27 protein-coding genes are annotated in these 24876 nt (G+C 64.6%); 17 read left to right on the top strand and 10 right to left on the bottom strand.

What is annotated here, in order from left to right:
* Positions 1–406 precede the first annotated feature (406 nt).
* Entirely contained in the window at positions 407–1435 is a 1029-nt protein-coding gene (locus ACIBJI_RS42025; RefSeq protein WP_397088786.1) for a hypothetical protein, read from the bottom strand.
* Positions 1436–1655: 220 nt separating this feature from the next.
* Here ACIBJI_RS42025 and ACIBJI_RS42020 point away from each other — a divergent pair, with 220 nt between their 5' ends.
* The 4 genes from ACIBJI_RS42020 to ACIBJI_RS42005 all read left to right on the top strand — a co-directional run bounded on the left by ACIBJI_RS42020 (position 1656) and on the right by ACIBJI_RS42005 (position 4850).
* A complete protein-coding gene (locus ACIBJI_RS42020) occupies positions 1656–2417 on the top strand; it encodes a hypothetical protein (protein ID WP_397088784.1) in 762 nt (253 codons plus the stop codon).
* A gap of 8 nt (positions 2418–2425) precedes the next feature.
* Complete coding sequence (locus ACIBJI_RS42015; protein WP_397088782.1) at positions 2426–2752, top strand: hypothetical protein; 327 nt, start codon at positions 2426–2428, stop codon at positions 2750–2752.
* Positions 2753–3871: 1119 nt separating this feature from the next.
* The gene (locus ACIBJI_RS42010; protein WP_397088780.1) at positions 3872–4288 is read left to right on the top strand and encodes a hypothetical protein; all 417 of its coding nucleotides are present in this window, start codon (positions 3872–3874) and stop codon (positions 4286–4288) included.
* A 43-nt stretch (positions 4289–4331) separates the two neighbouring features.
* A complete protein-coding gene (locus ACIBJI_RS42005) occupies positions 4332–4850 on the top strand; it encodes a hypothetical protein (protein WP_397088778.1) in 519 nt (172 codons plus the stop codon).
* A 220-nt stretch (positions 4851–5070) separates the two neighbouring features.
* On the opposite strand, the gene ACIBJI_RS42000 is transcribed toward ACIBJI_RS42005, so the two are convergent.
* Positions 5071–5316, bottom strand: a complete 246-nt coding sequence (locus ACIBJI_RS42000) for a hypothetical protein (RefSeq protein WP_397088776.1) — start codon at positions 5314–5316, stop codon at positions 5071–5073.
* 287 nt (positions 5317–5603) lie between these two features.
* On the opposite strand from ACIBJI_RS42000, the gene ACIBJI_RS41995 reads away from it, so the two are divergent.
* From ACIBJI_RS41995 to ACIBJI_RS41975, 5 genes are all read left to right on the top strand, one after another.
* The gene (locus ACIBJI_RS41995) at positions 5604–6311 is read left to right on the top strand and encodes a ParA family protein (RefSeq protein ID WP_397088774.1); all 708 of its coding nucleotides are present in this window, start codon (positions 5604–5606) and stop codon (positions 6309–6311) included.
* On the top strand, positions 6311–7189 hold the full coding sequence (locus ACIBJI_RS41990) for a ParB/RepB/Spo0J family partition protein (RefSeq protein ID WP_397088772.1): 879 nt from the start codon (positions 6311–6313) through the stop codon (positions 7187–7189). The genes ACIBJI_RS41995 and ACIBJI_RS41990 overlap by 1 nt, the downstream gene beginning before the upstream one ends.
* 301 nt (positions 7190–7490) lie before the next feature.
* On the top strand, positions 7491–8372 hold the full coding sequence (locus ACIBJI_RS41985; protein WP_397088770.1) for an RNA polymerase sigma factor: 882 nt from the start codon (positions 7491–7493) through the stop codon (positions 8370–8372).
* Positions 8369–9682 carry a pentapeptide repeat-containing protein gene (locus tag ACIBJI_RS41980; RefSeq protein ID WP_397088768.1) on the top strand — a complete coding sequence of 438 codons (1314 nt, stop codon included), beginning with the start codon at positions 8369–8371 and terminating at the stop codon, positions 9680–9682. Before ACIBJI_RS41985 ends, ACIBJI_RS41980 begins: the two co-directional genes overlap by 4 nt.
* Positions 9683–10029: 347 nt before the next feature.
* A complete protein-coding gene (locus ACIBJI_RS41975) occupies positions 10030–10788 on the top strand; it encodes a pentapeptide repeat-containing protein (protein ID WP_397088766.1) in 759 nt (252 codons plus the stop codon).
* A 109-nt stretch (positions 10789–10897) separates the two neighbouring features.
* Here ACIBJI_RS41975 and ACIBJI_RS41970 read toward each other — a convergent pair whose 3' ends face one another.
* Complete coding sequence (locus tag ACIBJI_RS41970; RefSeq protein WP_397088764.1) at positions 10898–12184, bottom strand: hypothetical protein; 1287 nt, start codon at positions 12182–12184, stop codon at positions 10898–10900.
* Positions 12185–12323: 139 nt separating this feature from the next.
* Here ACIBJI_RS41970 and ACIBJI_RS41965 point away from each other — a divergent pair, with 139 nt between their 5' ends.
* The 3 genes from ACIBJI_RS41965 (at position 12324) to ACIBJI_RS41955 (ending at position 13876) form a co-directional block, all read left to right on the top strand.
* The gene (locus ACIBJI_RS41965) at positions 12324–12701 is read left to right on the top strand and encodes a hypothetical protein (protein ID WP_397088762.1); all 378 of its coding nucleotides are present in this window, start codon (positions 12324–12326) and stop codon (positions 12699–12701) included.
* A gap of 193 nt (positions 12702–12894) precedes the next feature.
* A complete protein-coding gene (locus tag ACIBJI_RS41960) occupies positions 12895–13575 on the top strand; it encodes a hypothetical protein (RefSeq protein ID WP_397088760.1) in 681 nt (226 codons plus the stop codon).
* Positions 13568–13876 (top strand): hypothetical protein, encoded by a 309-nt coding sequence (locus ACIBJI_RS41955; protein WP_397088758.1) that lies wholly within the window; start codon positions 13568–13570, stop codon positions 13874–13876. Before ACIBJI_RS41960 ends, ACIBJI_RS41955 begins: the two co-directional genes overlap by 8 nt.
* A 310-nt stretch (positions 13877–14186) precedes the next feature.
* Here the strand turns inward: ACIBJI_RS41955 and ACIBJI_RS41950 are convergent, their stop codons facing one another.
* Together ACIBJI_RS41950 and ACIBJI_RS41945 are read right to left on the bottom strand one after the other, a co-directional pair.
* Complete coding sequence (locus ACIBJI_RS41950) at positions 14187–16220, bottom strand: caspase family protein (protein WP_397088756.1); 2034 nt, start codon at positions 16218–16220, stop codon at positions 14187–14189.
* Complete coding sequence (locus tag ACIBJI_RS41945) at positions 16217–16573, bottom strand: hypothetical protein (protein ID WP_397088754.1); 357 nt, start codon at positions 16571–16573, stop codon at positions 16217–16219. Before ACIBJI_RS41945 ends, ACIBJI_RS41950 begins: the two co-directional genes overlap by 4 nt.
* Before the next feature lie 493 nt (positions 16574–17066).
* Between ACIBJI_RS41945 and ACIBJI_RS41940 the strand changes: the two genes are divergently transcribed.
* From ACIBJI_RS41940 to ACIBJI_RS41920, 5 genes are all read left to right on the top strand, one after another.
* The gene (locus tag ACIBJI_RS41940; RefSeq protein WP_397088752.1) at positions 17067–17537 is read left to right on the top strand and encodes a hypothetical protein; all 471 of its coding nucleotides are present in this window, start codon (positions 17067–17069) and stop codon (positions 17535–17537) included.
* A gap of 146 nt (positions 17538–17683) precedes the next feature.
* Positions 17684–18787 carry a hypothetical protein gene (locus ACIBJI_RS41935; protein WP_397088750.1) on the top strand — a complete coding sequence of 368 codons (1104 nt, stop codon included), beginning with the start codon at positions 17684–17686 and terminating at the stop codon, positions 18785–18787.
* 143 nt (positions 18788–18930) lie between these two features.
* The gene (locus tag ACIBJI_RS41930; RefSeq protein ID WP_397088748.1) at positions 18931–19560 is read left to right on the top strand and encodes a hypothetical protein; all 630 of its coding nucleotides are present in this window, start codon (positions 18931–18933) and stop codon (positions 19558–19560) included.
* 48 nt (positions 19561–19608) lie between these two features.
* On the top strand, positions 19609–19818 hold the full coding sequence (locus ACIBJI_RS41925; protein WP_397088746.1) for a hypothetical protein: 210 nt from the start codon (positions 19609–19611) through the stop codon (positions 19816–19818).
* Positions 19819–20241: 423 nt separating this feature from the next.
* Positions 20242–20409: a hypothetical protein gene (locus tag ACIBJI_RS41920; protein WP_397088744.1), complete on the top strand. Its 168-nt coding sequence runs from the start codon at positions 20242–20244 to the stop codon at positions 20407–20409.
* Between the two features lie 372 nt (positions 20410–20781).
* Here the strand turns inward: ACIBJI_RS41920 and ACIBJI_RS41915 are convergent, their stop codons facing one another.
* The 5 genes from ACIBJI_RS41915 to ACIBJI_RS41895 all read right to left on the bottom strand — a co-directional run bounded on the left by ACIBJI_RS41915 (position 20782) and on the right by ACIBJI_RS41895 (position 24677).
* Entirely contained in the window at positions 20782–20973 is a 192-nt protein-coding gene (locus tag ACIBJI_RS41915) for a hypothetical protein (protein ID WP_397088742.1), read from the bottom strand.
* Between the two features lie 424 nt (positions 20974–21397).
* Complete coding sequence (locus tag ACIBJI_RS41910) at positions 21398–21988, bottom strand: hypothetical protein (protein ID WP_397088740.1); 591 nt, start codon at positions 21986–21988, stop codon at positions 21398–21400.
* Complete coding sequence (locus ACIBJI_RS41905; RefSeq protein ID WP_397088738.1) at positions 21985–22272, bottom strand: hypothetical protein; 288 nt, start codon at positions 22270–22272, stop codon at positions 21985–21987. The genes ACIBJI_RS41910 and ACIBJI_RS41905 overlap by 4 nt, the downstream gene beginning before the upstream one ends.
* A 369-nt stretch (positions 22273–22641) precedes the next feature.
* Positions 22642–23511, bottom strand: a complete 870-nt coding sequence (locus ACIBJI_RS41900; protein WP_397088736.1) for a hypothetical protein — start codon at positions 23509–23511, stop codon at positions 22642–22644.
* 17 nt (positions 23512–23528) lie between these two features.
* Positions 23529–24677, bottom strand: a complete 1149-nt coding sequence (locus ACIBJI_RS41895) for a hypothetical protein (RefSeq protein ID WP_397088734.1) — start codon at positions 24675–24677, stop codon at positions 23529–23531.
* Positions 24678–24876: the final 199 nt, after the last annotated feature.

The following is a 24876-nucleotide window of genomic DNA, read 5'->3' as shown; positions in this document are numbered from 1 at the left end:
GCCCGCCATGGGCTTGCTTGAGCCGGATGCATGGAAATCGTGCACGTCCGGTTCTGAGGGGGGCCGGGCGCAGCAATGCGCCCGGCCTACCCGGCCATACGCGCACTCGGCCTGGTGACAGATACGACCTGTATGTGACAACCGTTCTCTTCGGCAGTTCGGCGATGTACCACGGCCCTGGAACCGGCAGATGGGTCTCGGTCCTGCTTTGCCGGTGCGGATGTTGCTGCGCGAGTGGGGCGGTGAACTGCCTACGCGATGGGCGGCCAGTCCGACGGAAGCACGTGGGCCGGTTTCAGAGCCTCGATGAGCGCTCCCTTATGCAGCAGCCAGTCGAGACCGCCGAGGGGATCCGAAGAAACATCCGCGAAAAGAAGTCGCGGTGAGTCCCTTACAGGGTCGAGGCTTAATGCAGTGTTTGGCGAGGTCGAGCGTGACCGAGGATCGCGGCAGCCACCGCTACAGCTGTCTTGGCCTGCTCATGCGTGGGTTCGTTACCCGCGTGTGCTGCTGAATTCCTCAGCTTGGCTAGCCGCCCCTCGACATCGTTGCGGGATGCTGTCGTGCCTCCGTTCTTGCGGACGATGTCCGCTACATTGGCTATACCATTGCAGCGCTTGAGAAGTTGCTCGATGACCATCGTGCTCGTCCCGGCGAGCAATTGGTGCACTTGGTACGCAAGGGCGATCTCGGCTGCTGTACAGGCGTCGATGACCGCATGCCTCGTCTGCCCTGCATTCAGCCAAGACCGGGCCTCGCGCATGTACTGCCACTCTGCGGGGAGTTCTGCCCCCTCACCTGCCAGCCGAAAACAACGTGTCAGCACATCGTGGTCAGGGATCTCGATCGCTGGCGGAATGAAGGTCTTCTCATGAGTCCTCCAGTTAATCCAGTCCATGTCCACCTTCTTCCAATTCACCCTGTTTGGAAAATCGTCGCTGTCACGGGGGTAGGAAAAGGCAGAGAAGTTGGGTTCGAGCCTGACGGAGTGGGCTCTTCTGTGGCGGAGCAGGTCGAGCTCAGTGAAGGTGTCCAGCCACATTTCGAGTCGCTCCCACCATGCGGGGAATTCCTGCCCGATGCGTCTACATGCTTCCCGTACATCGCCACGTGAGCCGGTCATCTCGAATCGGTACGCCAGTTGTTCAATGTCAGCGCACACCCACCTGTTACGGTCTGCCGAAGCGACCCTTCCGCACACCACCGACGGTGAGAACACCACCTTTGGAGACACCAGAACTGGATTGCTGCTCGAATCTTGCGGGTCCGGAGAAGGAAATAAGACCTTCACGGTCTGACCGCCAATCGCAGTGTCATACGCCTCACCAAGGCAATCCGGTGCGACCACAAACCCCTCCAGTCCGCCGAGTAAGCGGCCCTCGACTACACGAGCGGTCACCTCGGTCAACCAAGGTTCCTTCTCTGGCTCGGTCATGCCGCCACAATGTCAGATCTGCAACGAGCAAGATGTGCAAAAACGGGGCCATTTTGCGGTGCCGGACCGCTCCGAGTCGCCGCGATGTGGACTTGCTTTGGGCCGCAACACCGTTGGTTCCGCCCTCGGTCGAACCGTGCGGAATAGGCGCTGACCTGCGCACGCCATGGTCGACGCACCCACGATGCCATGTCATCATTACGAACATATGTTCGAGTCAGTGGATCGAGATGAGCCCAGCGCGCGCCCAGACGGTGCGCTGGCTGCTCTCCCGCGCGCCCAGCAACTCGACCTCCTACGCGCCCGAATGGCGGCAATTCCCGGCCGCGTCGGAGCCGACACACGACCACCACCCGCACGTGCAACCGACCTGCTCGCCGCCGTACCCGGAGGCCTGGGTGAGCTCCTTCCCAATGGGGGGCTCGCCCGCGGCAGCGTCGTGTCCTGCACCGGAGGCGGTTCGATCATGCTTGCGCTGCTGGCGGCCGCGACCAGCGCCGGTGTCTGGGCGGCGGTACTCGGTGCCCCGCGGCTGGGATTGCTCGCGTTCCACGAGCTCGGCGGCGACCTGGCCAGGCTCGCCCACATCGCCCAGCCAGGAGACGATCCCCTCGCCATCGCCGGTGTCCTGCTCGAGGGAGTCGGCGTAGTCGCGATCGATGCTCCTGGATCAGCGGCTCCGACCCGCGCTCGCGCGATCGTCACCCGCGCTCGCAGCCACGGCGCGGTACTGATCGTCACCAGCGACGGATGGGCTCGCCCCGATATCGAGATCCGCTCCCGTATCGCCGGATACACCGGTCTCGGCCGCGGCCACGGCCGTGTACGGGACGTGCACCTCGACGTCCGAGTGTCCGGCCGCACCGCACGGCCGCGCACCGCGCGCCTGGTCCTCACTGGCGCCGGGATCGACCGCACACAGTTGACGCGAGCCACCCCGGTCGACGCCACGATGCCCGAGCCTCAGGTGCGGATCGGATGAAGGGCCGGATGCACGAGCCCAAGTGGTCGGCGCTTCGCCGCGTCGAGCCACCAATGCGCGTCCTGGTGGATCCACGGCGAGTGTGGGTGCACCCGCAGCGAGACCGGCCCCGCGTAGACCCGGTGACCCTCGGCGAGAAAGCCGGAAGCCTCGACATCCGTCTCGATGACGAGTGGATGCCCGCCGTGCTGTACGCGTGGGCCCGCGTGGCACTTGGGCGAGAACCGACGTGGTACGCGGAGATCGCCGCGGTGTTCCGCACCAACTCCGGCGTCATGGAGGTGACGCTGCGGCAGTGGGTGCCCTGGGACGCGGTCAAACCCGCGCAGGAGTAGCCCCGCGCAGGGCAAGTTATACGTTGCACGGTGTAAGTGAGGGCACGCCTTCAAAGGCAGGCGGCATCCCCTGTGGTGTCACCCTCCGGCAGCCACGCTGGCGGCAGATTCACCGAAATCGCAGAGCCGCCCATACTCATCGCTTCTTCTGCGCTGGAAACAGCAAATAGCGTGGTCACACCTTTTGCACCCTCCCTATACCCCCCTGCGGTATTCGCGTTTCCGCTGGTCACAGCGTTGCGCCAGTCGCCGCGGAGTGGGAAAGGGGTCGGTTGGGGTCGGCGACCCCAACTGGACCGCCGGTGTGCGGGGGTGGTTGGGGTCGACCCCAGGGGACCCCAACATCGCGCCGAGTGACCCCGGGGTCGGTTGGGTGTCGTCCGAAGGGGTCGGGGTCGCCGACCCCAACCGCCTCTGGGGTGACCCCAACCTCCCTTGGGGTCGCCCTGACCTCGTCATTTGCTCTGCAAGCGCTGCTGCGGCGAGTCGCTCGTCGGGTATCGACCCCAACAAACCCAAGCGGGTTTGGGGTCGAGGTTTGGGGTCGATGGGGTCGGGTTTGGGGTCGACGGGGTCAGGTCGGATCGCCGACCCTGGCCCCTCGCTTGGGGTCCTCGGATTGGTTGGGGGTGCCCAGGCGCAAGAAGGGGTGGCGCCGCAAAGGGGTACGAGGTGTCGCGAGGGGGCACGGGGTGTCGCAAAGGGGGCACACCCCCCAGGCAAGGAGGCACCCCCCGAGAGGACACCCCCCAAACAGAGCACCCCCAGAGGGAACGCTCGACAACGCATCGACGTCCTGCTCCAGGCCACGCCAGAACAACGAACAGGCCCACACACCTTTTACACCATCGCGGCATTTCCGATAATTCCGTCCGGACGAAAATCGGTAGCCTGGTCGATATGGAGCTCAAGGGGTGCCCCCGCTGCGGGGGCAGGGTCCTGGAGCGGCCAGGACGAGGGCGGCCACGGCGGTGGTGTTCGGATCAGTGCCGCCGGCGTGCGTCCGAGGAGCGCCGCGCAGCGCGCAGCGCCGGGAAGGTCGTCGAAGTCCGCGAGGAAATCCGCGAACGGATCGTTGAACGTAGTCGGCCGATAACACCAGACGGCGCCGTCGACCGTGTGCTGTCCGACCCGGCGGCGACCCACAAACTGCTGCGCGTGCTCGCCTACCGGATGCGTCACCATCCACCCACGACACCGGAGGATCGCTCCGAGCATCAAAAGCTGCGGCCGCCACTCCATGACCTGTGGTCGGCGTATCACGAGGCCGACCACGCCGGCCAGGACTTGGTGCCGGAAGCGCTGTCCGGGCCCCACTTGCCGCCGAAGAATCATGCTGACGCGCATCGCGAAGCCGTCGCCCTGGTGCTCAATTCACCACGCAGCACACGGGAAGTCCTGAGAACTCTCGCCGCTCGCGCCCGCGACGGCCAGCTCGCCAGTGGCGAGCACAGCGGCACGGTCGCCGCCGCGACCGACTTGCTCAACGCACTCTCCGCGTCCCGGACCCATAGGTCGGGCTACAGGCCCCGGTAACTCCCGGGTTCGATTGCGAAACAGGAACCTTCGTAGTTCCGACGTGCTTACCGACGATATTGCACCGACAGATGGGAAACGGATGCTCTACCTGATTCGACCACCGCGGACCGTGGAATGGGTCGACCTCCCCCACCACGTCTTAGACATCGCGGTTGAACACGGCGGCCTCGACCTCGCCCGGCTGCAGTGGGTTCCCACTGAGCAGATCAAGTTCCATCCCGCAATCCTGCGTCTCGCACTCCGGTCAGGGGTGCCCTGCAGCGCGGGGATCGTCGTCAAGGGCACCGATCTCGTCCCTTACACCTGGCTGTTGGAGCTGTATGAGGTCAGCAAAAAGCCCGCGCGCCTTCAGGACCTTCCCAACGAGGACCTGATGGAGTTTCTGACGCCCGGTTGGAAGGAACGGTCGCGCGAGCTCGATGAGCGGGTCGCGCAATCGATGCTCGACACAATCACAAGGGCCGAGAGGGAGCTGGCCGAAGAACTGGCCAACCTTCCCACGGAAGGTGTGGTGCAGCACTGGCGCGAACTGGGCGGGGCATTGCCCGACCCTGTCTGACGCCACCGGTGTGGTGTCGAGAACCCGATCGCATCTCGACACCACGCCGTCGGATGTGCAAGTGCCGCAGATGACACCCAAGCGGATCGAGGCGCGAGGCTGGATCGGCTTTTATGATCCGTGTGCCGTGCACCGGTTTGTCGCCCATGGGCGACAAACATCTGAACGACTGCTGGTTCTCGGCCGAAGAGGTTGGGGCGGTGGAACGCTAGGCCTGCGTTTATGCCCCTGTGGGATGTAGCGCGGCCTGGACCGCGAGCGTTGCATGAATCTGTGCCTGCGCCTGCAGGGCGCGCACGCGCTCCCACATCATCCGGTCCGATGCCTCCCTGCCACTACCCGCATAGTTCGCCCATCCCCCGGCTCTGTCCGACAAATCCGAGGTCGCGTCCAGCGCGGCTTGCAGGGCCTTGTTCGCCTGCGCCGCCAACTCGTCGGCGCGCTCGAAATGTGTTGTCCCCTCCATGGACGGGAACCGTAGCCGCTTCACTCGGCCGCTGTGCCGGATTCGGCTGCGGCAGGTGGTGTCCCCCGCTGAGGACTCGGTGGCCGAAACCTGTACAGCCAGCCGCCCCTTCGACGAGATGCTTGCCGCGCGCCACTTTTACCGCGGTAAAACCTGCCGCCAGAGTCGCCATGCGCGAAGACTTTCGGCGCGTCGTCCCGTGTCCACCAGCGAGAGAAGGCGGTTGGGTTTATGCTGCGGGCGCCATCCGAAGTAGCCAAGTACGGCGAAGCACACGGGAGAGTTTCATGGCGCACGTCTATGTGCTGCTCAATCAAAAAGGCGGAGTAGGGAAAAGCACCCTCGCGGTCAACCTGGCGGCGGTCACCGCAGAAGTCACCGGCGGCGGGCTGGATCCGGACGCCCCCTCACCGGTCGCGGCGGTGTCGATCGACCCGCAGGGCTCGGCGGTCTGGTGGGGATCACGCGTCGACAACCTGCCCTTCCATGTCGTCCAGGCGCACGGTGATCTCAACGGGCTGCGGAAGTTACGGGACCTCAAGGGCGTCAACCACGTTTTCGTCGACACCCCGGGCTGGCTGGATATGGCCGAATCCGACGACACTCGCGATCCGCTCGGTGAAGGACCGGCCGGGGACGCGTTGCGCGCGGTACTCGATGTCGCCGACCACGTGATCATCCCGATCACCCCGGAACCGCTCTCGTTCGACCCGACCGCCCGCACCATCCGCAAGGTCATCGAGCCGCGGAAGCTGAAACACACTGTGGTGATCAACAATTGGGATCCCCGCGACGGTGAAGCCGACCGCGACGAAACGCTCGAATTCATCAGGCGCAACCAATGGCCCGGCGCGAAGACGGTGGTACGACGCTACAAGCTGCACACCCGCGCATCGCTGAACGGACAAGTCGTCACCGAATATCCGACCAACGGGACTTCGCTGCGCGCTCGGGAGGACTTCTACAAGCTCGCGCTGGAATTGCGGGTGGCGTGATGGCACGCGGAGGAGCACGCAAGAACCTCGCCGACCTGATCGACGCGGTCGGAGACCAGTCCCCCGTCGACGGCGCCCGCCCCCAGCCGAATATCCCGGTGACGTCCGCTCCCCTGGTTCAGTTCGTCGCGAACCCGCGCAACCCGCGCGACGATCTCGGCGATCTGAGCGACCTGGCGAGCATCGCCGAGGGACAACTTCAGCCCGCACTCGTCGTCACCCGCGGCGCCTATCTCGCGCTGTACCCCGACGATGCGACCGCAGTCGAGTCAGCGCAATGGGTGGTCATCAACGGCTGCCGACGGCTGGCGGCCGCGCGCAAATACGGGTGCGCCGAACTGGAATTCATCGTCAAGGACGAGATCGCCTCCACCCAGGTTCGGCTGCTGTCTGCCTCGATCACCGAGAACATCGCCCGCCAGGACTTCGACGTGATCGAGGAAGCCAAAGCGGTCGAAGCGCTCGTCGAGGCCTGCGGCACCGCCGAGGCCGCGGCCGCCCAGCTGAAAAAGACTGGTGGCTGGGTGTCGCAGCGACGCGCCCTGCTCAACCTGGCACCCGAACTGCAGGCCGCGCTGCGTCGCGGCGACCTCGCGATTCGACTCGCCCGCAGCCTCGCTCGAGTCCCCCTCGAAGACCAGGTCGCGAAATGGCAAGCCGAACAGGCCAGGAAGGAAAACGAGGACACCAACGGCGAAGACGCTGGTCCGCTGGAACGCCCGCCCGTAGACGCGCCTCGGATCGCGAAGGCACTCAAACGTTTCGGTGCCCGACCAGACGTGCTCGCCGACGCGATCAGCGAATACATGGAGCCCGACCAGCTTCGAAGTCTGATCCTCGCGCTGACCGCAACATTGGAATCAGCCAGGGCCCGCTGAGCCTTCCGCGGCGCATGGGCGGGTTTTTACCGCGGTAAAAACCCGCCCTGCCCGCCTTCGCCCGCAGCTGCTGTGGGTGCGCTCGAGCTGTTGCTGCCGGGCGTTGACCCGCCTGAATCAAATGACCAAGCGTTCGATCGGTTGAACTAGTGCGGCCTGCCGCGCGGAGGGGACGATCTCACAGCGGGTTGGGGGCTGATATGGGCGGTGAGCTGCGGTCTTGATGGTTCGGGGGTGAGTGCCGTTTGCTTGGCGTGATGCACATTTCGTGGGTCCTCGCTCAGTGGACCGGTACCTCGCTATGGTTCGTGCTCCCCGCGGGACTGGGTGGGCTCTGGTTGGGCATCGTCGACTGCGTGCGTGGGTACCAGCGCCACGTCGAGACCCGGATGATTCTTCGGGAAACCTGCGGCAGCAGCCGCCGGGTCGTTCATGTCACGCGAGGGGGAACCGCCATCTCGGCCAGCCTGCTCGAAGTCGTACCCGCGCTGGGCCGGCCGTGTGTGCCGCTCGTGCTTCCAGCACGAGGGATGCCGGCCGGATGAGGTTGCGCCGCCGCCGACCCCCATCGCCTTTCGAGGACTTGTACCGCCGTAAGTATCCAACTGTCCGGCAGTGGTTGCTGTACGCGGTGCGCGGTGACGCCGATCGCGCCCAAGACCTCGTGCAGGAAACGTTCATACGGATGTGGCGCACCTACCGCGATCGCATCCCGGAGATGAGCCAGGACCAGGTAGAGAGCCTGCTCATCACGATCGCCAAGAGTTGCGTGATCGATCGCTGGCGCCAAGACAGCAAGCTCATCTTCTGGGAGGCCTACGTGGACACCGACATCCCCGTCGACGGGGTGACGACGGGGCAACAGAGGCAACTGGACCAGGTACTCGGCAACGATCTCGTAGGGCGGTTCTTTGAAAAGGCCTCAACGAAACTGACCGATGGGGAATGGCGGGTGATGTTCATGTCGGTGGTGATGGAGCGCTCGGACCCTGAGATCGCCGAGGCCCTGTGCACGACCGTCAAGACGGTGAGAACGCACAAGTGGTCTGCGCGCAAGAAGTTCAAGGCGTGGGCGAAAAGCGACGGCTACGAGATCACCTTCGCCGACGCCAGCGCCGACGCCAGCGTCGGCGTCGGTCAGAGCGCGCCCACTACCCCCGGGATAGGAGAAGTGACGGTATGACGAGGAAGCGGAGGAAGGACGCAGTCCCAGCGATTACCGTGCACCAGGCATTCGAGAACCTCCGCCATTGGATCGCCGAACATGACACCGGCGGCGATATCGACGAGGGCTGGGCACGGCTACGGCAGGCCATCGAGACCGAAGAGAAGGAGAAGAGCCGGGGGAAAACTCCGGCCAGGGTGAGGCGGCGTGCGGTGAAGTCCCTCCGGAGCAAGGTCAGCCGAACCGTCCGCGCTCGACGGGTGCTGCCAAGCTTCGAAACCGTTGTCGTGTGTCTGGCGTTCGTGACCAGTTTTTCGATGTTCTTGCTCGGCGGATCCTGGCCGGTCATGTCGCTTCCGTTGCTCGCGGCCGCCGGGTGCATGTGGTTGGCGCAGGACCAGGATCGGCGAAAGCAAGAACTGCGGGAGCGCAAGCGACGCCAGGTGCTCGAAGAGTTCAAGGTGAAACGACGCAAAGCCGCCATGCTGGACAAGCAACGGAAACTCGAAGCGGCGCACCGACAGACCACGCCATCACAGCAGCAACCGCGCCTTCCTGTGTGCCGCAACGAATCGGATCTCAACCTGGCCGGTGCCGACCTGCGGTCGGTAGATCTACTCGGGCTCAATCTGATCGGTGCATGTCTTCCCAATACGACCATGGACGGCTGCGGCCTGCGCGCCGCGAACCTATTTGCCGCGAACCTTTCCGGCGCGAACCTGTTCAGCGCGGACCTTTCCCAAGCCGAGTTGACCAACGCGGATCTGACCCGGGCAGAACTCGCTGGCGCTCACCTGGTCGGAGCCAGACTCACCGGTGCGAACCTGTCTTGGGCACACCTGCCCGGGGCCAACCTGTCCGGCGCGATCCTGGCTCGGGCGGACCTGACCGGTGCGGACCTGTCCAGCGCACTGCTGACCGGCACGGACTTCTCTGGTGCGGACCTCTACAGCGCGGATCTCGACGGCGCGCACCTGTCCAACGCCCACATGCACGGCGCCAACCTCGACAGCGCGACCCTGCGCCGGGCCAACCTGCGCAGCGCCTACCTCTACCGGGCCAACCTGTCACATGCGGACCTGCGCGACGCCAACCTGGCCGGCGCCGTGCTCACCTACGCGGTACTGATCGACACCGACCTGTCCGGAGCGATAATTTCCGCAGTCAAGGACATACGCGATGTCACCTGGTCCGAGCGAACAAGATGGGGCAGGTATTTCAGCGAGGTCGTGGAGCGATCCGTCGCCCTCGGTCGCGGTCGCTTCAAACTGAATCCCCCCGACAGCCCCTGCCGCGGCGCAGCCTTGCGCCCCAGTGTCTCGGTATGACCGCCGAAAGCCACGCGACCGACCACCGTTGATCGCCCGCCGCAGCGTCGGAATCGCGGAATCGGTCTTCCAGCTCGGCGCGGGCACGGCCGCCAATCGCGAGTTACCGTAGCGACGGCGGTTCACATGAGGGAGACGAAATGACCACGGGGGGAACGCGGTCCGCGCGGCGTCGACGGGGACCAGTCGCGGGCCGCAGCAGGTCACTGCGCCCCCCGACACCGCCGCCGCCAGAGCCGCCAAGACCGCCGGAGCCGACGCAGCCGCCCACGCCCCCTGCCCCGCCGACCCCGAGGTCGGGTTCGGCTCGGTTCCTGCACTGGCCAGGCTGGACGAAGCTGGGCGCGTTGCTGACCACCCTGGCCACACTCGCGGTAGCGGGAGGGACGATCGGCGCCCTGTGGTTCACCAATCAGTCCCTGCGGGCGACGAACGCCCAGCTCGGGCTGTCGCAGCAGACTGCGGTCACCGACCGGTTCCGCTTGGCCGCCGAGCAACTGGCTTCCGACAAGGTCGATGTCCGACTATCGGGCATATACCTGCTCGAACGCCTCGCGAAGGATTCGCCGGTCGATCATGCGACGGTATTCGCGGTCCTTGCGGCGTTCGTGCGCACCCATGCTGCCATGAGCGGGTGTCAAACTCCGCTCGATGGGATGCCGGTCGATACCCAGGCCGCGCTGACCGTCATCGGCCGCCGCGATATCACCAACGAACCGATCCCGGCCAGACCGAATCTCCACCGTACTTGCCTCGAGGGCGCCGATTTGGACAAGGCGAAGTTGAATAACGTGGACCTGATCAGCGCGAACCTGGGCGATGCGTACCTGGGTGATGCGAACCTGGAGGGCGCACTCCTTGCTGGTGCACGCCTCACCCTCGCGAACCTGTACCGTGCGGACCTGACCGGCGCGCATCTGGTCGGCGCGAACCTGGCGGGCGCGAACCTGACCGACGCAAATCTAACCGACGCGAACCTGGACGGCGTTGATCTGACCGGCGTCGATCTAACCGGCGCGGACCTGCGCGGTGTGCACTTGGACAGCATTCGCTACAACGAGCGCACGGTATGGCCGGTCGGGTTCGTGCCTCCATCGTCGCGGTGATCGTCGGAGTCCCAGAACCGGCCTGCCAGCTCGGCGCGAGCGCTGTCGCGAATCGCGAGGGACTTAGCGTCGGTCAGATCGTCGCGACCCAAATCGGGCCCTCAGGGACTCATTGATGATGGAGGGCGATCAAGTCTGCAAGGTCATCTCTGCTCGAGGCAGACTGCGTGGGCAGGTCGAGGGTGCCCTTGTAGCTGCGGTGGTGTTCTCGGGTCAGCTGCCACTCGACCGGGATGGTCTCCATAGCTTCGTCGGCGATGATTACCAGATCGTCGTCGTCGTTGGTCCAAGAGGTGTCGGGGCGTAGATCGATACCTGAGATGGTCACGACAAGGCCCTCGTCGTCGTTCCCCCAGGTAAGTGGGTATGGGGAACTGGACAGCGGCGATTGCGGTCTCCAGTTGAGATCTATCGCTGAAACCGGCCCGTATGGATCGTTGGGTTTGGGCTTCTCGAACAGGGTCGGCACCAACGTGGTGAGGTCGACGCCGACGTGGTTGGTCTTCTGAATGCCCGACACTCCCTGCGGGAAGTGGAGGATCAGCTCGATGTCCTCGAGCCAGGTACCGGCTGTGTTCGCGATCGTGAACTGGGTGCCAGGCCAAACCGCCCCTGCGAGGGTGCTCAGATTGTCGCGCCATTCCTGACGAGCGCGCTCCTCGACTTGGGCCAGCCGGGCATGAAGAGCCTCCTCACTCTCCCACCACCCGTCCTTGATCCTTGCCGATCCAGACTTCCACATCGCATCAAACCTCTGACGAACGTCGCTGTCGAGATAGCGGCGTGGCGGGCCCGCGACCACCTCGATGAGAAGCTCGACCGGGGGCAGCGCAAGGTTCGCGCGACGTTGGAGCGCCTTTATCTCGCCGCTTCGAGCTACTCGTGTTGATGCTTTCTCTCGGTAGTAGACACGCCCGTCCTCCATCGAGAGCGACTTGTCGTCACCCTGAAACTCGCTGTGGCAGATCTGCATCGGATCACCCTCAGCCGGTGGCGCCACCGAGATCACGCAAACACCACGACCAGCTGTGCCCACCGGCACCCAGTGCACATCCCAGCGTGGAGGAGAGTCTGGGTCGAAGTACCGGCGGATCTTGTCTTCGAGGACCTTAGTGTCGAACATGACGATTCCGGGCGCAGCACCTTGGGTGACGCCGAGAAAGAGGTAGGCGTACCCCTCGAACTTCTCGGCCGCATCGGCTGGAAGCCGGTTGGCTGCACCGAGGACGAACTTCGCGATCTTGGCCGCGCCACTCTTGGATGTCGGATCCACATCATTCTTGATCTCGAGAGCATGGGTCTCGATGGCGTCGCCAAGCTCGACCGCGGCATCGACTACAGCTTGCATCGCGCGGCTGCCATCGAGCTTCTTGCTCATATCGACCTGCATCGTCATGCTCCGCTCTCCAAAAGAAGTCCTGACCGTATTTCCTGAGCGAATGGTGTCGCATCGAAATTTCTCGACGGCACCACGACCCAACCAGCATTGTCGGCGGTCAGAATCCGTTGCACCCCTTGTCTGTACGTTCCGCATCATGAACATGTGGCAGGCAGTAGCGGTCACTCTCGGCTGCGCGGCGGTGGTCGGAATCTTCGGGCGTCTCACCCCTCGGGTGAAGCAGGGCTGGTCACAGTGGCGGCAACGTTGCACCGCGAAGGTCGCCGCGCGCAAGGCCGCGCGGGAGCACGAGAAACGTGAGCATGCACGCCAGGAGAAGATCGCCGCGGCAGAAGCAGAGGGGAAGGTCATTGCGGTCAGTCGCCGGGGCCACCGGCCGGTGGAGGTGACGTTCAGCGATGGCACTCGGTCGTACTATTTCTGCGGAGACTGGGAGGCGTACACGGCGGCAATGCGAAGCGGGAACTACCCGCTGACACGGACCTTTCACACCTCTCCACCGCCGATCGAGTGAGGTTGGTGGCGACGTCTCGGTCACACGGCAGCTCTGAATGCTCCGGCGAACAGCCGGTCGCATTCGGGCATGTAGGCCAGTTCAGGACGGATGTTCGGAAACGGCCATCTTGTTCCGCTTGCCCGCGAGTCACGACTTCCGCGAGTTGCCCCAAAGCTGGACTGAAAACAATCTAGCAGTTTAAACTGTTGAAATGGCGCGCAGATTGGTTGTGGGGACGCTCAAAGGTGGTGCAACCAGCACGACCGCGTCTCAGCTGGCGATCTGGCTGTCTTTGAAGGGTTTGGGGCCGGTGTTGGTGGGCGACGCTGGTGCCGACCGGAGCACCTACGAGTGGATCACGGCGATTCGCGAGCGGCTGCTCCAGCTCGGTGGTGGCAGTCCGTCGGCGCGGATCGACGCGGTCAACTTGTCCCGCGCCCGCGCCAACCGGCTGCACCACCTCGAGCGCGACTACGCGTACTCGGTCATCGATGTTCAGGCGCACCGTCCGGAGCTGCTGCAGGAGATGTTGAAGCAGCCCGACGGGCAGCAGGTGGACCTGATCATGCCCATGAAGCCGTACCCACTAGATGCGCGTTCCTTGCCGCGGACGCTGGCGCTGGCCCGAGAGGTGAGCCAGCACAACCCTGTCGCTCCCCGGGTGTTGCTGGTGCAGGTCCGACCGGGCGCCGACCATGCCGACCGGGTTCCGGACATGTTGAGCGAGAAGAAGATCGCCCGGTTCACGACGGTGATCACGCTGCGCGAGTCGATCGGATTCAGCCCCTTCACCACCTCAGTCGATAACTCCTACGCCGATGTGCTCGCCGAGCTCGGCATCATCCCCGCTTCCACGCCGGCGCAGAGAAAGGACAAGAAGACCGATGCCTGACAGCCACACCTCCGCGCTGCACGACGCGTTCGACAGCGGAGAGCGGGCGGCCGCGAAGCCCAGTTCCTCCGATAGGGACGACTGGATCACTTGGACGCTGAAAATGTCGCCCGCGCAGGCCGACCGATGGGACGACCAGGTCAAGAAGCTGGCCGCCGCGACCGGCCGCCGAGTCCGGCGAGGCGGCCCCAGCACAGACAACGCCATCACCCGGAAAGACATGGTCGAGGCCTTGGTCGAGCTGGCGGAAGAGAAAGAAGCCGTCTGGAACCTGCTGGTCGACAAGATCCGGTCCTCGTAGCCCGACGTAGTTTGTAGTCCGCTCCCCCACCGCCAGATGGGTTGGGGGTTACACCTTTTGCACCGTCCGGAGCGTGCGCCCATGTCGGGGTCACGGTAGTAATCGGGCGAAAAACAACGACAATGGCTTGATCAGCGCGGTGATTTCGGACTATCGGAGATCCGGCAGAAATCGCCGAAATCCAACGAAGTTCGCGTAGCGCCTGGTCAGCTGCGGTGCGGTGAGGCTATGGAGTCGTCTGGCTGAGGTGCCGGTAGATGGTGGGGCGGGTGACGCCGAACCACGCTCGCCGCTGGGGCGCAGCGACAGGTCAACTGCTGGGGACACTCCACAGCAGCACGGTGTTGTCCTCGCGTACGGTGGCCAGGGTGTGGCCGTCCGGGCTGAACGCCGCCGCGGTGCCGCCAATCGCGGAGGCGGTCTGCTGGCCGCTGTCCACGTTCCACAACCTTAGGGTGTTGTAGGTGACGGTAGCGAGGCTGTGGCCATCCGGGCTGAATACTGCCTGGATACTGTCGTCGGTGGTGATGGGCTGGCAGATCTGGTTGTGGGTGGAAGTGTCCCACAGCTGCACTCTTCCCAGGTCGCTCGTCTTGCTTACGGTCACGAGCAAGCGGCCGTCCGGGCTGAACGCGTAGTCCTCAAGGTAGTCCTTCTTCTGCAGGGTGATCGGGTCGCCGACACGCTGCTGGCTGGCCACATCCCACAGTGTCAGAGAGGTGGTGTCCACGCCGTACACGCCGTACAAGGTGGTGAGCAAGGTGCGGCCGTCCGGGCTGAACGCATAGTCCGTGACGCCCTCGGTGTCGAGGCGGCCGGTCTGCTGACGGCCGGGCACATCCCACAGCCGCACACTGCCGTCGGCGTCGAGGCCCCCGTCCATGATGGCCAGGGCTCGGCCGTCCCGGCTCAGCGTCGGCGTGTGGGGCACCCTGCGGGCCCCCTTAAGGCCGGTGTTGACGACGAGAGGCTGGCCGGTCTGGCGGCCGCTGGCCACATCCCACTGCTGCACGACGTTGTCTTCGCCCTCGACTTTCGCGGTGATCAGCGTGCGGCTGTCCGGGCTGAACACCACGGCGCTGTGATCGTTATTCCCAGAGAGGCTGATAATTTGGCCGACTTGCCGCTGGGCGGTCACATCCCACAGCATCACGGTGTTGTCCTTGGAGACGGTGGCCAGGATGCGGCTGTCCGGGCTGAACACCACGGTTTCGGTCGCCGTGGCGGCGGTCATCTTGCCGAGCTGGACGAGCTGCAGCGGCGAGGTGGTCTGCGGTGACAGGGTGGTCTGCGGTGACAGGGTGGTCTGCGGTGAGAGGGTGGTCTGCGGCGGCGGTGAGCTGGCTTGCGATGACGGCCACAGTGCCCAGACCAGGACGCCAGCCAGTGCCAGAGAGGTAATAACAGCGCCGAGGCGTAGCCAGCGTTCTGCGGCGTCTGGCTGCGCAGTGAGGACGTCCTCCTTGCGAATTCGGCCACTCACCCTGGTGCTTTCGACGGAGGCGAGGTTGACCTCGTGCTCGGTGTCGGGGTCCTGGCGCGGCGGGTCCTCAGATGAGCTGGCCGTCGTCGCCGGGGCCGCCGCCCTCGCGTGCACTTGCGGCGGTGTCGCGTGATTGCGGGCGAAGACGAACGCGGCCGCGGCGTCGTCGCTGCGCTGGTTAGGGAGGGGAAGCCCCTTGGCGTTCAGCCGCTGCCGCAGGCGCGGGAAGATCGCCCCGAGCGTCAGGCCCGGCGGGCCGTCGGGGACGCCGTCGCGGGTCAGCAGGTCTAGCAGCTCGCCGGTGAACGCGGTGCGCGGGTTGCCCTCGTCGTCGGGGGGCACGTGGGCGCGCTCGTCGGCGGCGGTGAGGGTGTAGGTGCCCGTGCAGTCGCTCAACTCGGCCAGCTGCGCGCCGCCCAGCCCGATGGCCCGCCCGGAGTAGCAGCAGTCGAGGATCGCGATCTTGGTGGCGGCGGGGGTGCCGCTGTGGAGCATCCGCTTGATCTTGGTGTACTCCAGGCCGGTGGCGTCGGGGTTGGAGTGGTCGGTGTCGGCGATGGCCAGGCACAGCTCGCCGGTGTGCTCGCTGGGCACGCCATGGCCGACGAAGTACAGCAACAGCACCCCGGTGGTCTCGGCCGCCAGCTGGCGTAGTCGTCCCATGAGCTGGCCGGCGTTGGCGGTGTCGGTGATCTTCTCGACTTGCTCCTGGCGCCACCCGCACAGGCCCGATTCGACCAGCAGCTGGTAAATGCCATCAACGCTATTGCCGACGGCGGGGTATGACCGGTACTTGGCGTCCTCGTAGTGGGCCACGCCGATCAGGACCGCCCGCGAGTTGGGCGGGATGACGGGGGTCACCGCTCATCGGCGTCGCGCAGGATGTCGTGGAGCAGCCTCAGCGCCTTGGTGTTCGCGTTGCGGGCGTGCAGCATCACGGTACGGCGTTTCGGGGTCACGGTGATCTCGGCGGTGACGTCCGGCCGCCGGTTCTCCAGCCACTTGTTCAGGGAGGCAGTGAGGGCGACGCCGAGCCCGCCGGAGCCGACCGCGACCGTGAGCATCTCGATGACGCCGGCGTCGAGCTTCCCGTCCGCGGGTGGGCCTGTCACCTGGCGGATCCGGCCGCGGAAGTCACGGCTGCCGTTCAGATGGTCGGCCAGCGCGATGTAGTCGTCGACCGTCCCGCCGTCGATGCGGATCTGCAGATCCATCGCCCGTCCCCTTCCCCGCTACCCACGCCGACCGCTGGCCCGGCTGGAATCTGCCCTGGGGGAAGATCGTTTCAGGAAACGGCCCTTATGTGAAGGGAACCGGCCATGTCCGTCGCCTCGTCCTCGGCTAGCACCGCCCAGGATCCCAGCGAGTTCGCTTCACGAAAGACACTGACGTCCTTGGGATGTCCGCGGAGGACATCGAGACACTCGGGTTCTCGATCCAGGCGTATCTGACCGCAGCGGCGCGCCGCGCCGCTCGCCGACGCCAGCCGGGTAACCAACAGTCGCTGAGTTCCTGATCTCTCCGCCGGTCTCCCGCCCCCCTTCGGTCCTGGATAGGTCTCCCGGCTCATCAGCGCCGCAGCCCGCCGGGCCTGCTTCCCCCTCTTCGTTTGCCCTGGGTATGAATCCATCCATATCTAGACTGTCAACCATTCGAATTGTTAGACTGTTGACAGTCGAATTAGACGTAATCTTCGGAGGATTCACCATGTCGCACAACCTGCAGACCAGGGACCGCCAGTCGATCGCCGCCGCCATCTGGGCGCACATCGCCCGGCCGCTGAAGAACCAGGCGGGCCGATTGGTGGCGTACCTGCTCCGGACCCCGGCGCTGCTGATGGGCATTTTCGTCGCCGCCACGGTTATGCAGATCTCGCTCGTGCTGACTGTGGGCAACAGCCAGCACGACATGCGGATCCCAGCCGCCACTCCCCCCGGCACCTGCGCCATGTTCTGCACCGACTCGGCACCGGCCGCTGCAGACCCCGGCGCCAGCCCATCCAACATTGCCGCCGCGGAACCGCACGTCACGGCTGTCGACACGCGACCCGCGTCCGTCGCGCCATCGTCGACGAGCTGCTGGATGTTCTGCCCCGCACAGCGCACCCACGTCACCGCGCTCGCAACCTCGTCCACCGATCCCGGCAGCAGCGCTGGCACATGGCGGATGGACCTGTAGCCGTGAGTGTTCATTTCGCCGCACCAGCAATCGACGAGACCATGAGAGCCGTTGCGTCACACAACGATCGGCGAGACATAGCGGTGTTCCCACCGTCCCCGGTCACATCATCGAGCCCGGACTCCGGGGAATAAGAGGTCACCATCATGTTGGTCATCAATGGCAACCGGCCGAAGATGTCGGGCGCGGAGCGGGCAGTTATCGACTGGCTGCACACTGTCCCCGCATCCGGTATCGCGATCTCGGGATGCCACATTCCCGACCGCGACGGCCGCCACAGCCAGGAAGCAGACCTGGTGCTGTTCACGCCGGAAGCGGTTGTGGGCATCGAGGTCAAAGGAATCCTCAAGCGTCGTGCCGCAGGGGTGCTGTCCTGCGCGGTGAACAGCCGCTGGCACCTGCCCGGCGTCGACGGCGACCCGATCCACGTCCGCGGCGGCGACACCAATCCCCTCGAGCAGCTGGCCGGCGTCATGTTCAACCTCAAGCACGTCGCCACACAGGCAACAAGCCACGAGGTATTCGTGGTGGGCCTGGTCCTGGTCGTGCCCAACGACGGCGCGATCACCCTGGACAAGGGACCGGTCCCGATGCCGACTGGCCGCGACGTGCTCCTCGGCGGTGACCCGGATGACCTGGTTGACTGGCTGAACACCGCCCGCCGCCGTCCCCAGGCATGGACCGCGGATCTGGTGCACACCGTGCTCACCGCCCTCGGCCTGGCCGACGCCGTCACCCGCGATGCGCTGCGCGACGAAGGGTTCCCGGCTTCGCTCGCTCCGGAGTCCGGCGGCGCCGTCGTCGTGGACCTCTACCCGACCGCTCCTAGTCGGCCGACTGCGATCCCGCCGCGCTCGATCGCGCCTCAGCCCGCAACCCCGACCCGTCGCCGCGTCGCCGACCATGACCTCGGCCGCTCCCCCGCCGCCGTCAGCATCCCTTCCATAGACCTGGCCCCGCCAACGGGAAATGGGCCTGCCAATCGAAACGCTCACCGCGCACCCGTCCGCTCCCTGGTCCTGGCTGGCGCCGCCATCAGCCTGCTTGTCGGCGGCAGCTGGATCCTGGCAAACACCGCCGATCAAGCAGGCAACGGCAACAGCCACGAGCCCGGCAGCGCGGTCGTCAATCCCCAGCCCGCCGACGCACCGGCATCGCCCGCGGTAGAAGACGCACCCCCGCCGCACGCACCGCCGCGCGTCGTCCCGGCGCCGAAACCGCCGTGCTTCCCGTTTCAGCAAGGCTGCTGAACAGGCTTAGCGGTCTAGCCGCGCGCGAACGGCTCTGCTTGTGCTGCCTACGCGATGAGCAGGACCCACCTGCCGGATTGCCCGCGCGCTCACGGCGACAAGGAATTAGCGAACAATTTCGCGCGTCCCATATCCTCTGATCCATGACGACGGAGCTCTCCCTGGATCCCGCGGTAACCCGCGCGATCTTGGACGGCTTCTTGGAGTCGCCCGCTGCGCGAGAAGCGCAGAAAGAGATGTTCCGCACCATCAGCGAGGTGGTGGTGCCCGATGTGTTCACACCAGCGCTGACGTACTTCGGGTCCGAGTTTCCTTCTGTCACCTCCCTGAATGTGGGCGGATTCGCGCTGCCAGACCACGGGGCTGAAGCGATTGGTGCGGCACTTAAAAGGGTGTCGACCATCGTGCCGACAATCAGGCTGCCAGGAATCGTGCAAGTCGCTGGTTCCCCTGAACTGATCGCGAACATGCGCGAGGTGTTCGAAGCGGTCATCAAACACCGTCGCCTCAAGGCGAACTGGTGGCTTCACATCACCCCAATCCGACCCTTCCAGATCCGCGGCCTCGAGGAAGCTCTCCCTGGTCGTCGCCGCTCAGTCGACAAGATCATCCACGCCCAGAAACAGCTGCGGGCGCTGCTGCGCCATCGGCATCGACATGTTCCGGATACGCCAGGTCGGCTCATCACCGCGCGCTGCCGCGTCCCCCGCGGCCCGAACTTCCGCAGGTTGACCTCACCTCGTCAACCTGCGGGGCTCGTCGTGCGCGCATAATTCCAAACGCGCACACGCAGTCTCGCGCTCCAGATTGGAAAAGAGACTGTGTTTATTCAGCAAGCCATGGCGCTGCTGGCTGCCCAACCGGGCCTGACCGCCATAACGCTCGCGGCGCTGGTGCCCATCGCTGTTCTCACCGCGTTGGTCGCGGTAGCCGCGTTGGTCGCGATCTTGGCTGGCCACGAACGCGGTGACCGTGCCCGGCTGGTGCTGAGCGATCTGCTCGGCGTGTTCCGGCGCGGTGGTCAGCAATGAGCGCCAGGAAGAGGCGCGGCGCACCGATGCGGTGCCCAGCGCACATACTGGCCCGTGTCCTCGTTATGCACCGCGCCGGGATGAAGTGCCCAGCCATCGCCCGCGCCCTCAACAAGGACGGCCTCCGCAAACCAGCGGGTGGACAAGGGTGGGAACGCTGCCATGTGTGGCGTCTTCTGGGGACCGCCGACGCCAAGACGATGTCGGCCGACCTCTTCGGAGAGGACCGATACATGAAGGTGTGAACAGCGAAAAGCGCTGGCCCTCAACGAGGGATCGCATCGGGATGGTCGCGGTCGAGGCCGCGGCCATCGCGATCGGTCCACCATGTCACCCGGCCACCGGGCGCGAACTCCCGAAGCTGTTCGCTCATATGTGCGACCATGCCACGTACCGGTCGTTTGCTCGGGATAGGCTACGAGCGTGGTAGGCGTGGGCGATCAAGTGCTGCTGGTGACCGGCGTATCGGAATTCCGAGTGCTTGAGATCGACGGTGACCACGCGACCGTCGAGTCGACCCATCCCACCGCGCCGGGCCGCTATCCGTTCACGGTGCGCCTGGCCGAACTCGTCCCGGTCGATCCGACTTAGCAAAGGTGCTCGTCGGTGCGGGATGTGGAGCCGCGCCGAACTTGAGATCTGGTGCTCTTCCACGAGCGGAAGTTTGGTGCAAATTTCCGTGCGAATCCCTACAGTCAACGGTGGTAGCAAATAATTCTGTCTTCTTATTAGCGTTCCGTGGTCACCTTCCCAATTTCGCCGCCGAATCCGCATTGCCATCGCTGTTCGTGGTCTTCCGTACTTTCGGCGTATAGCGGTCACATTCCCATTCACCATGGTGGGTAGAATTCGGTCCGTAAGCGTTTGGTTCAGACCAACGCTGACAAAAGACGGGCCCCGGAGGCTCATACGAACCATCCGGGACCCGCTGGGCTAGCTACACGATCCTCCAGGCCTGGAAACTTAGGAGATCGCCGCTAGCAAGTGCGCCGCCAGCTCGTTGATCGCCTTGATCACCTTGCTGGCGGCGTTTCCGTCGTCCAGCAACGAGTAGGCGTTCAACCCTGCGCGGACCCACAAAAGTGAGTCGAGCACGGCCCGGATGGTGATCCGGCGCGGTCTGGTCGGTGCGGTGTTCAAGTCGGGTTGCGCCACGCGCGCCCCTCCTATTTCTTGTTGGGCCAGCCCGCCGCGGCGCGGCAAGCGCAACGCCCCTACCGAAGCTGAGGCGTCTGTCCGTGGTGCTCTTTGTGAGCACAGCCCGAACAAGAAGATCGGCCGAATCAGATTGCTCTGACCCAACACTGGCCGACTGGAGTACAGCTTAATAGGAGCGAACCACACTCAATGGTCGACATGGTTTCAACGATGGCCCTGACCGGAACTATCTGCAGTTTCGTTGCACTTGCACTTCCTCTCGTCTTCCCCTCGCCTTCCTCTCTCTTTCCTTTTTCCCGTACATGAAGAAGAAAGTAAGAGGAACGCCAGGCAAATCATGCGTGTTCGCGTGTGCTCGCGTGTGGCGGAGATCACATTAGGAAGTTGAGAGGAAATTGAGTGGATGAACTTCCACAATCACTCACTTCGACCAGCCACGCCGCCGGCCGCGCTGCCGATATGCCCGTTGACGGCAGGCATCGCTGCAGTAGGTCCGTGCCCGGCCACGGGTGGGTTCTTCGACGTCGGGTAGCGGGCATGGGCACATCCGGCATCGCGCTGCCATGATCGGCCCAACCTCCGTCCACCCATGGAACGGGCACTTGAGTAGTGGGGCTGCCCTGGCCTTTTCGCGGATCTGCCGGATGAAGCGCTCGAACTCGTCGGGATCGACCAGAGCCCCATCGTTCTGCCTGGTGTCTGCCAGACCTCCCACCAGTTCGAGGACGCGACGGAATCGCCATTGGATGTTCTCCAGCCTCTCGCCTCGTGTTTCGGCGATGAGCAGCAGCGACTTCCCGCTGAGAACATCTGCGAATAGGTCGGCGTCGTGCGCCTCGACGATAAATGTCCGAGCGGTCGGTCGCCCGTCTGCAGCGTGACTCAGGACGACGGTGCCATCAACGAGGTCTCGGAGGGCGCCGAGCACTGTCGAGTAGAACTCGGCGGCCACAACGGATGAGATGACCTCGTTCTCCACCGGGCCGCCGGAGCGTGTGCGACGCCTGGTCACGCGGCCTCGTCCTCCGTCGAACTGTCCGCTCCCTTGCCCTGCCCGGGATCCGAGCCCTGACAGCCATGATCGTCGTCGCGGTCGGTGACGGCTGCGTCGGACTTCGAGTGCTTGTGGAACCCGAAAGCTGAGGTGAAGGACGCGAAGATCTTCGGGACATCGCCGCGGTCGGCCCGACACAGGGCGATCACGGTCACGACGGTGACGACGCCGAGAAAGACGGTCGCTGGAAACACACCGGCCGCCGCGGACTCTGCGACCGCGGAAAGGATAGTGGTGAGCACAAAGCCTCCGGGTACGAAAAAAGCCCCCGGCGATGCCGAGGGCTTGGTCGATGAACTTGAGGTGAAATCGAAAAAGCCCCCGAGTCGCTCGACTGGGGGCCGCTGGATATAGATGTCCTGCCGGAGGGGAAGGCTAGCAGATGTGACGGAACATGCGAAAAGCCCAGCTCAACAGCGCGATCTTATTGCGTAATTGGTCGTCGGAATTCGTAACGCACTGCGCCCCTGGACAACTCGACCGCAGATCACTCCCGGGACGGGAGGGAGCCTCAATGCGGCCAAAACATCGCCACTCGCTCCCCCCAGTTCGCCGATATCGCGCCCTGCGCTGGCGGCTACCAAGGCGATGAGCACCCAGATCGATCTGATCTACGCGGCAGCGCTGAATTTTTTCCCAGATCGGGGATCATTCTTTCCGGACCGAGCGCGGCTGGCACGCATCCGGCACGCACCCGAGCAGGTTTTGCGCGGTCGGCCGGTACCTGGCTGAGTGATCGGAGCCCCACACACCATGCAGCAGGAGGTGTCCCGCAGCACCGATGCGCGGTGATCCTCGACAGGCTGTGACAAAACGTCGTCCGGGGTGGCGTGTGACGAAACTCCAGCCGGGCGGGCGACAAGAGGCTGTGACAAAACGTCCGAAGAGGGCGGAGTATGTGACGAAACGTCTTGGACCGGCCGCGAATCCGCAGCGGGCACCGTCGGCGCGCTGGACGGCCCGGAGATCTTTCGGGAGGCAGATCCACGCTGAGCCAGCTTCGGAGTCTCCACGGGCGCGCTAGGCCGTACTGCCGGTGCCGTGATGCTGTCCAGGTCCTCGATAGTGATGGTCATACGAGGGTTGCTGCGGTCGATGACGATCCGCAGGCTGGTCTCGACGACGTGAGCGGAGTGGTCATCAGGGAGGACGCCCATCTTCACCAGGGCATCGAGCGCGGCTTTGAGGAAAGGGCCCAGTGCGTCCGAGTCGCGCCGGCGGGCGTCAGGGGCGTACCAGGTGACCGTGATGCGAGCGTGGTTGATGCGCAATCCTTTCCGGAGCTGCTCACGACCCCGCCAGCCAACCTGTTCGGCGACCTCGGCTTTGGCCTTGCGCACCTTGGTCCAGTGCATGCGCCGTTGGTCGTTGCTCGTCATCGGCGGTCGGCACAGCGGCAGCGTGATCACGTGCACGCCGAGACGGGCGTCCGGACTGCGGTCAGCTTCGCCTGCTGTGCTGCTGTGGGATCCGCTCACCATCGCCAACTCACCCGCCCTTACTCGTTCTCGTAAGCTGCTGCAGCGGAAGCATTTTCGTCTGAATGATGCGGCTGCCGACCGGTGATCTCGTAGGCGGTGCGGAGCAGTTGCTGAGTGTCGCGGACGATTCCTTGGTAGTACTCGTGCAGCTCTTTGACGTCCTTGCGGTGTTGCTCTTGAAGCTTCTCGATCGCGGCGCGGTGCTGCTCCTCACGAGTCTCGAGCTGATCCGTCAGACTCTGTACCTGTTTGCGCAGTTCAGCGACCTCCCCTTCCGCATGAGCGCGGAAGGCGTTCGCAGCGTTGACCTTTTCTTCGGCCTGGTCGCTTGCGGCAGCCGCGGATTCGGATGCCTCGTGGGCAAGACGGCGCGCGTCCTCCGCCTCGGCTTTGGCCTCCGCGACCTGGCCTGCGGCTTCTTCCTTGACCCGCGCGACTTCGGCATGAGCCTGAGCCACCTGCTCTTCCGCATCCTCCGTGGCCTTCCGCGCTGCGGCTAAGGCCTCATCGCGCTCGACGGCCAGCCGTCGCTGAGTTTTCGCGCTTTCGGCGGCGGCTTCCTCGGAGATCTTGCGGGCCACCACTTCACGGGTGAGCTTCTCGGAGTTGCGTTTGTTGGCCTCGATGATCTCGCGTTCAGCCGCCCCGGCAGCGGCTGCCGACGCCAGAGCAGCGGTGATCTCGGGTGCGAGTGTCTCGGTCGCAGTCTTGATCAGCTGCGCGATCGCCTCGTACCTCGTCACCAGATGCTCGACCCGATCCACGGCATCGGTTACCGAAAGCTGCTGCTCAGCAACGTTTTCATCTGCCGATTCCGACTCAAGTTCAGAAGTCTGACATTCCAGATTGTCAACAGTCTGGACTTCCGAAATGCTGTCTTGCGTCTGGTCGCTGACGGTACGCTCGAAGGGGAGGTCCGGAACGGGAGCGAGCATGCGCTCCTGACGCTCAACGGTTGGTGCGGCTGAGGACTCGATGGCGGCGGTCATTCGCTTCACGTCATCTGGTTTCAGGCCCAGACGATCGCGAGCAGCCGCCGCAGTCTTGCCAGTGTGCCTGACGCGGATGCCGTCAGGCCCCTCCACATCCTGCTCGCAGAACATGGGCTTGCGACCATGGATGCTCTTCGCGTACACCGGGTTGCCGCAGAGGTGTTCCCTGGTCATGGGGTAGATGCAGGTGGAGACCTGCTGACCTGGTTGGACTCGCCTCTCCAACGGGACACGCTGATGGTACTCAACCACTATCGTCACATCCTTCCGGTCTGGTATGGTCCCTCACCAACGATCCTACCAGAATGAATGGAAGAAAGGAAGGGAAATAATGGGAAGGAATGAAAGGAAGAAAGTAAGCTATATAAAGAAC

The organism is Nocardia sp. NPDC050408 (genome assembly GCF_044458905.1).
In the GTDB taxonomy this organism is placed as follows: Bacteria; Actinomycetota; Actinomycetes; order Mycobacteriales; family Mycobacteriaceae; genus Nocardia.
This window is presented reverse-complemented; position numbering and strand designations above follow the sequence as displayed.

Coding starts and splice junctions, on each gene's coding strand:
- ACIBJI_RS42025 (WP_397088786.1), bottom strand. CDS start 1,435: ATGACCGAGCCAGAGAAGGAACCTTGGTTGACCGAGGTGACCGCTCGT.
- ACIBJI_RS42015 (WP_397088782.1), top strand. CDS start 2,426: ATGCACGAGCCCAAGTGGTCGGCGCTTCGCCGCGTCGAGCCACCAATG.
- ACIBJI_RS42000 (WP_397088776.1), bottom strand. CDS start 5,316: ATGGAGGGGACAACACATTTCGAGCGCGCCGACGAGTTGGCGGCGCAG.
- ACIBJI_RS41995 (WP_397088774.1), top strand. CDS start 5,604: ATGGCGCACGTCTATGTGCTGCTCAATCAAAAAGGCGGAGTAGGGAAA.
- ACIBJI_RS41990 (WP_397088772.1), top strand. CDS start 6,311: ATGGCACGCGGAGGAGCACGCAAGAACCTCGCCGACCTGATCGACGCG.
- ACIBJI_RS41985 (WP_397088770.1), top strand. CDS start 7,491: ATGGTTCGTGCTCCCCGCGGGACTGGGTGGGCTCTGGTTGGGCATCGT.
- ACIBJI_RS41980 (WP_397088768.1), top strand. CDS start 8,369: ATGACGAGGAAGCGGAGGAAGGACGCAGTCCCAGCGATTACCGTGCAC.
- ACIBJI_RS41970 (WP_397088764.1), bottom strand. CDS start 12,184: ATGACGATGCAGGTCGATATGAGCAAGAAGCTCGATGGCAGCCGCGCG.
- ACIBJI_RS41965 (WP_397088762.1), top strand. CDS start 12,324: ATGAACATGTGGCAGGCAGTAGCGGTCACTCTCGGCTGCGCGGCGGTG.
- ACIBJI_RS41960 (WP_397088760.1), top strand. CDS start 12,895: ATGGCGCGCAGATTGGTTGTGGGGACGCTCAAAGGTGGTGCAACCAGC.
- ACIBJI_RS41955 (WP_397088758.1), top strand. CDS start 13,568: ATGCCTGACAGCCACACCTCCGCGCTGCACGACGCGTTCGACAGCGGA.
- ACIBJI_RS41945 (WP_397088754.1), bottom strand. CDS start 16,573: ATGGATCTGCAGATCCGCATCGACGGCGGGACGGTCGACGACTACATC.
- ACIBJI_RS41940 (WP_397088752.1), top strand. CDS start 17,067: ATGTCGCACAACCTGCAGACCAGGGACCGCCAGTCGATCGCCGCCGCC.
- ACIBJI_RS41935 (WP_397088750.1), top strand. CDS start 17,684: ATGTTGGTCATCAATGGCAACCGGCCGAAGATGTCGGGCGCGGAGCGG.
- ACIBJI_RS41930 (WP_397088748.1), top strand. CDS start 18,931: ATGACGACGGAGCTCTCCCTGGATCCCGCGGTAACCCGCGCGATCTTG.
- ACIBJI_RS41900 (WP_397088736.1), bottom strand. CDS start 23,511: ATGGTGAGCGGATCCCACAGCAGCACAGCAGGCGAAGCTGACCGCAGT.
- ACIBJI_RS41895 (WP_397088734.1), bottom strand. CDS start 24,677: ATGACCAGGGAACACCTCTGCGGCAACCCGGTGTACGCGAAGAGCATC.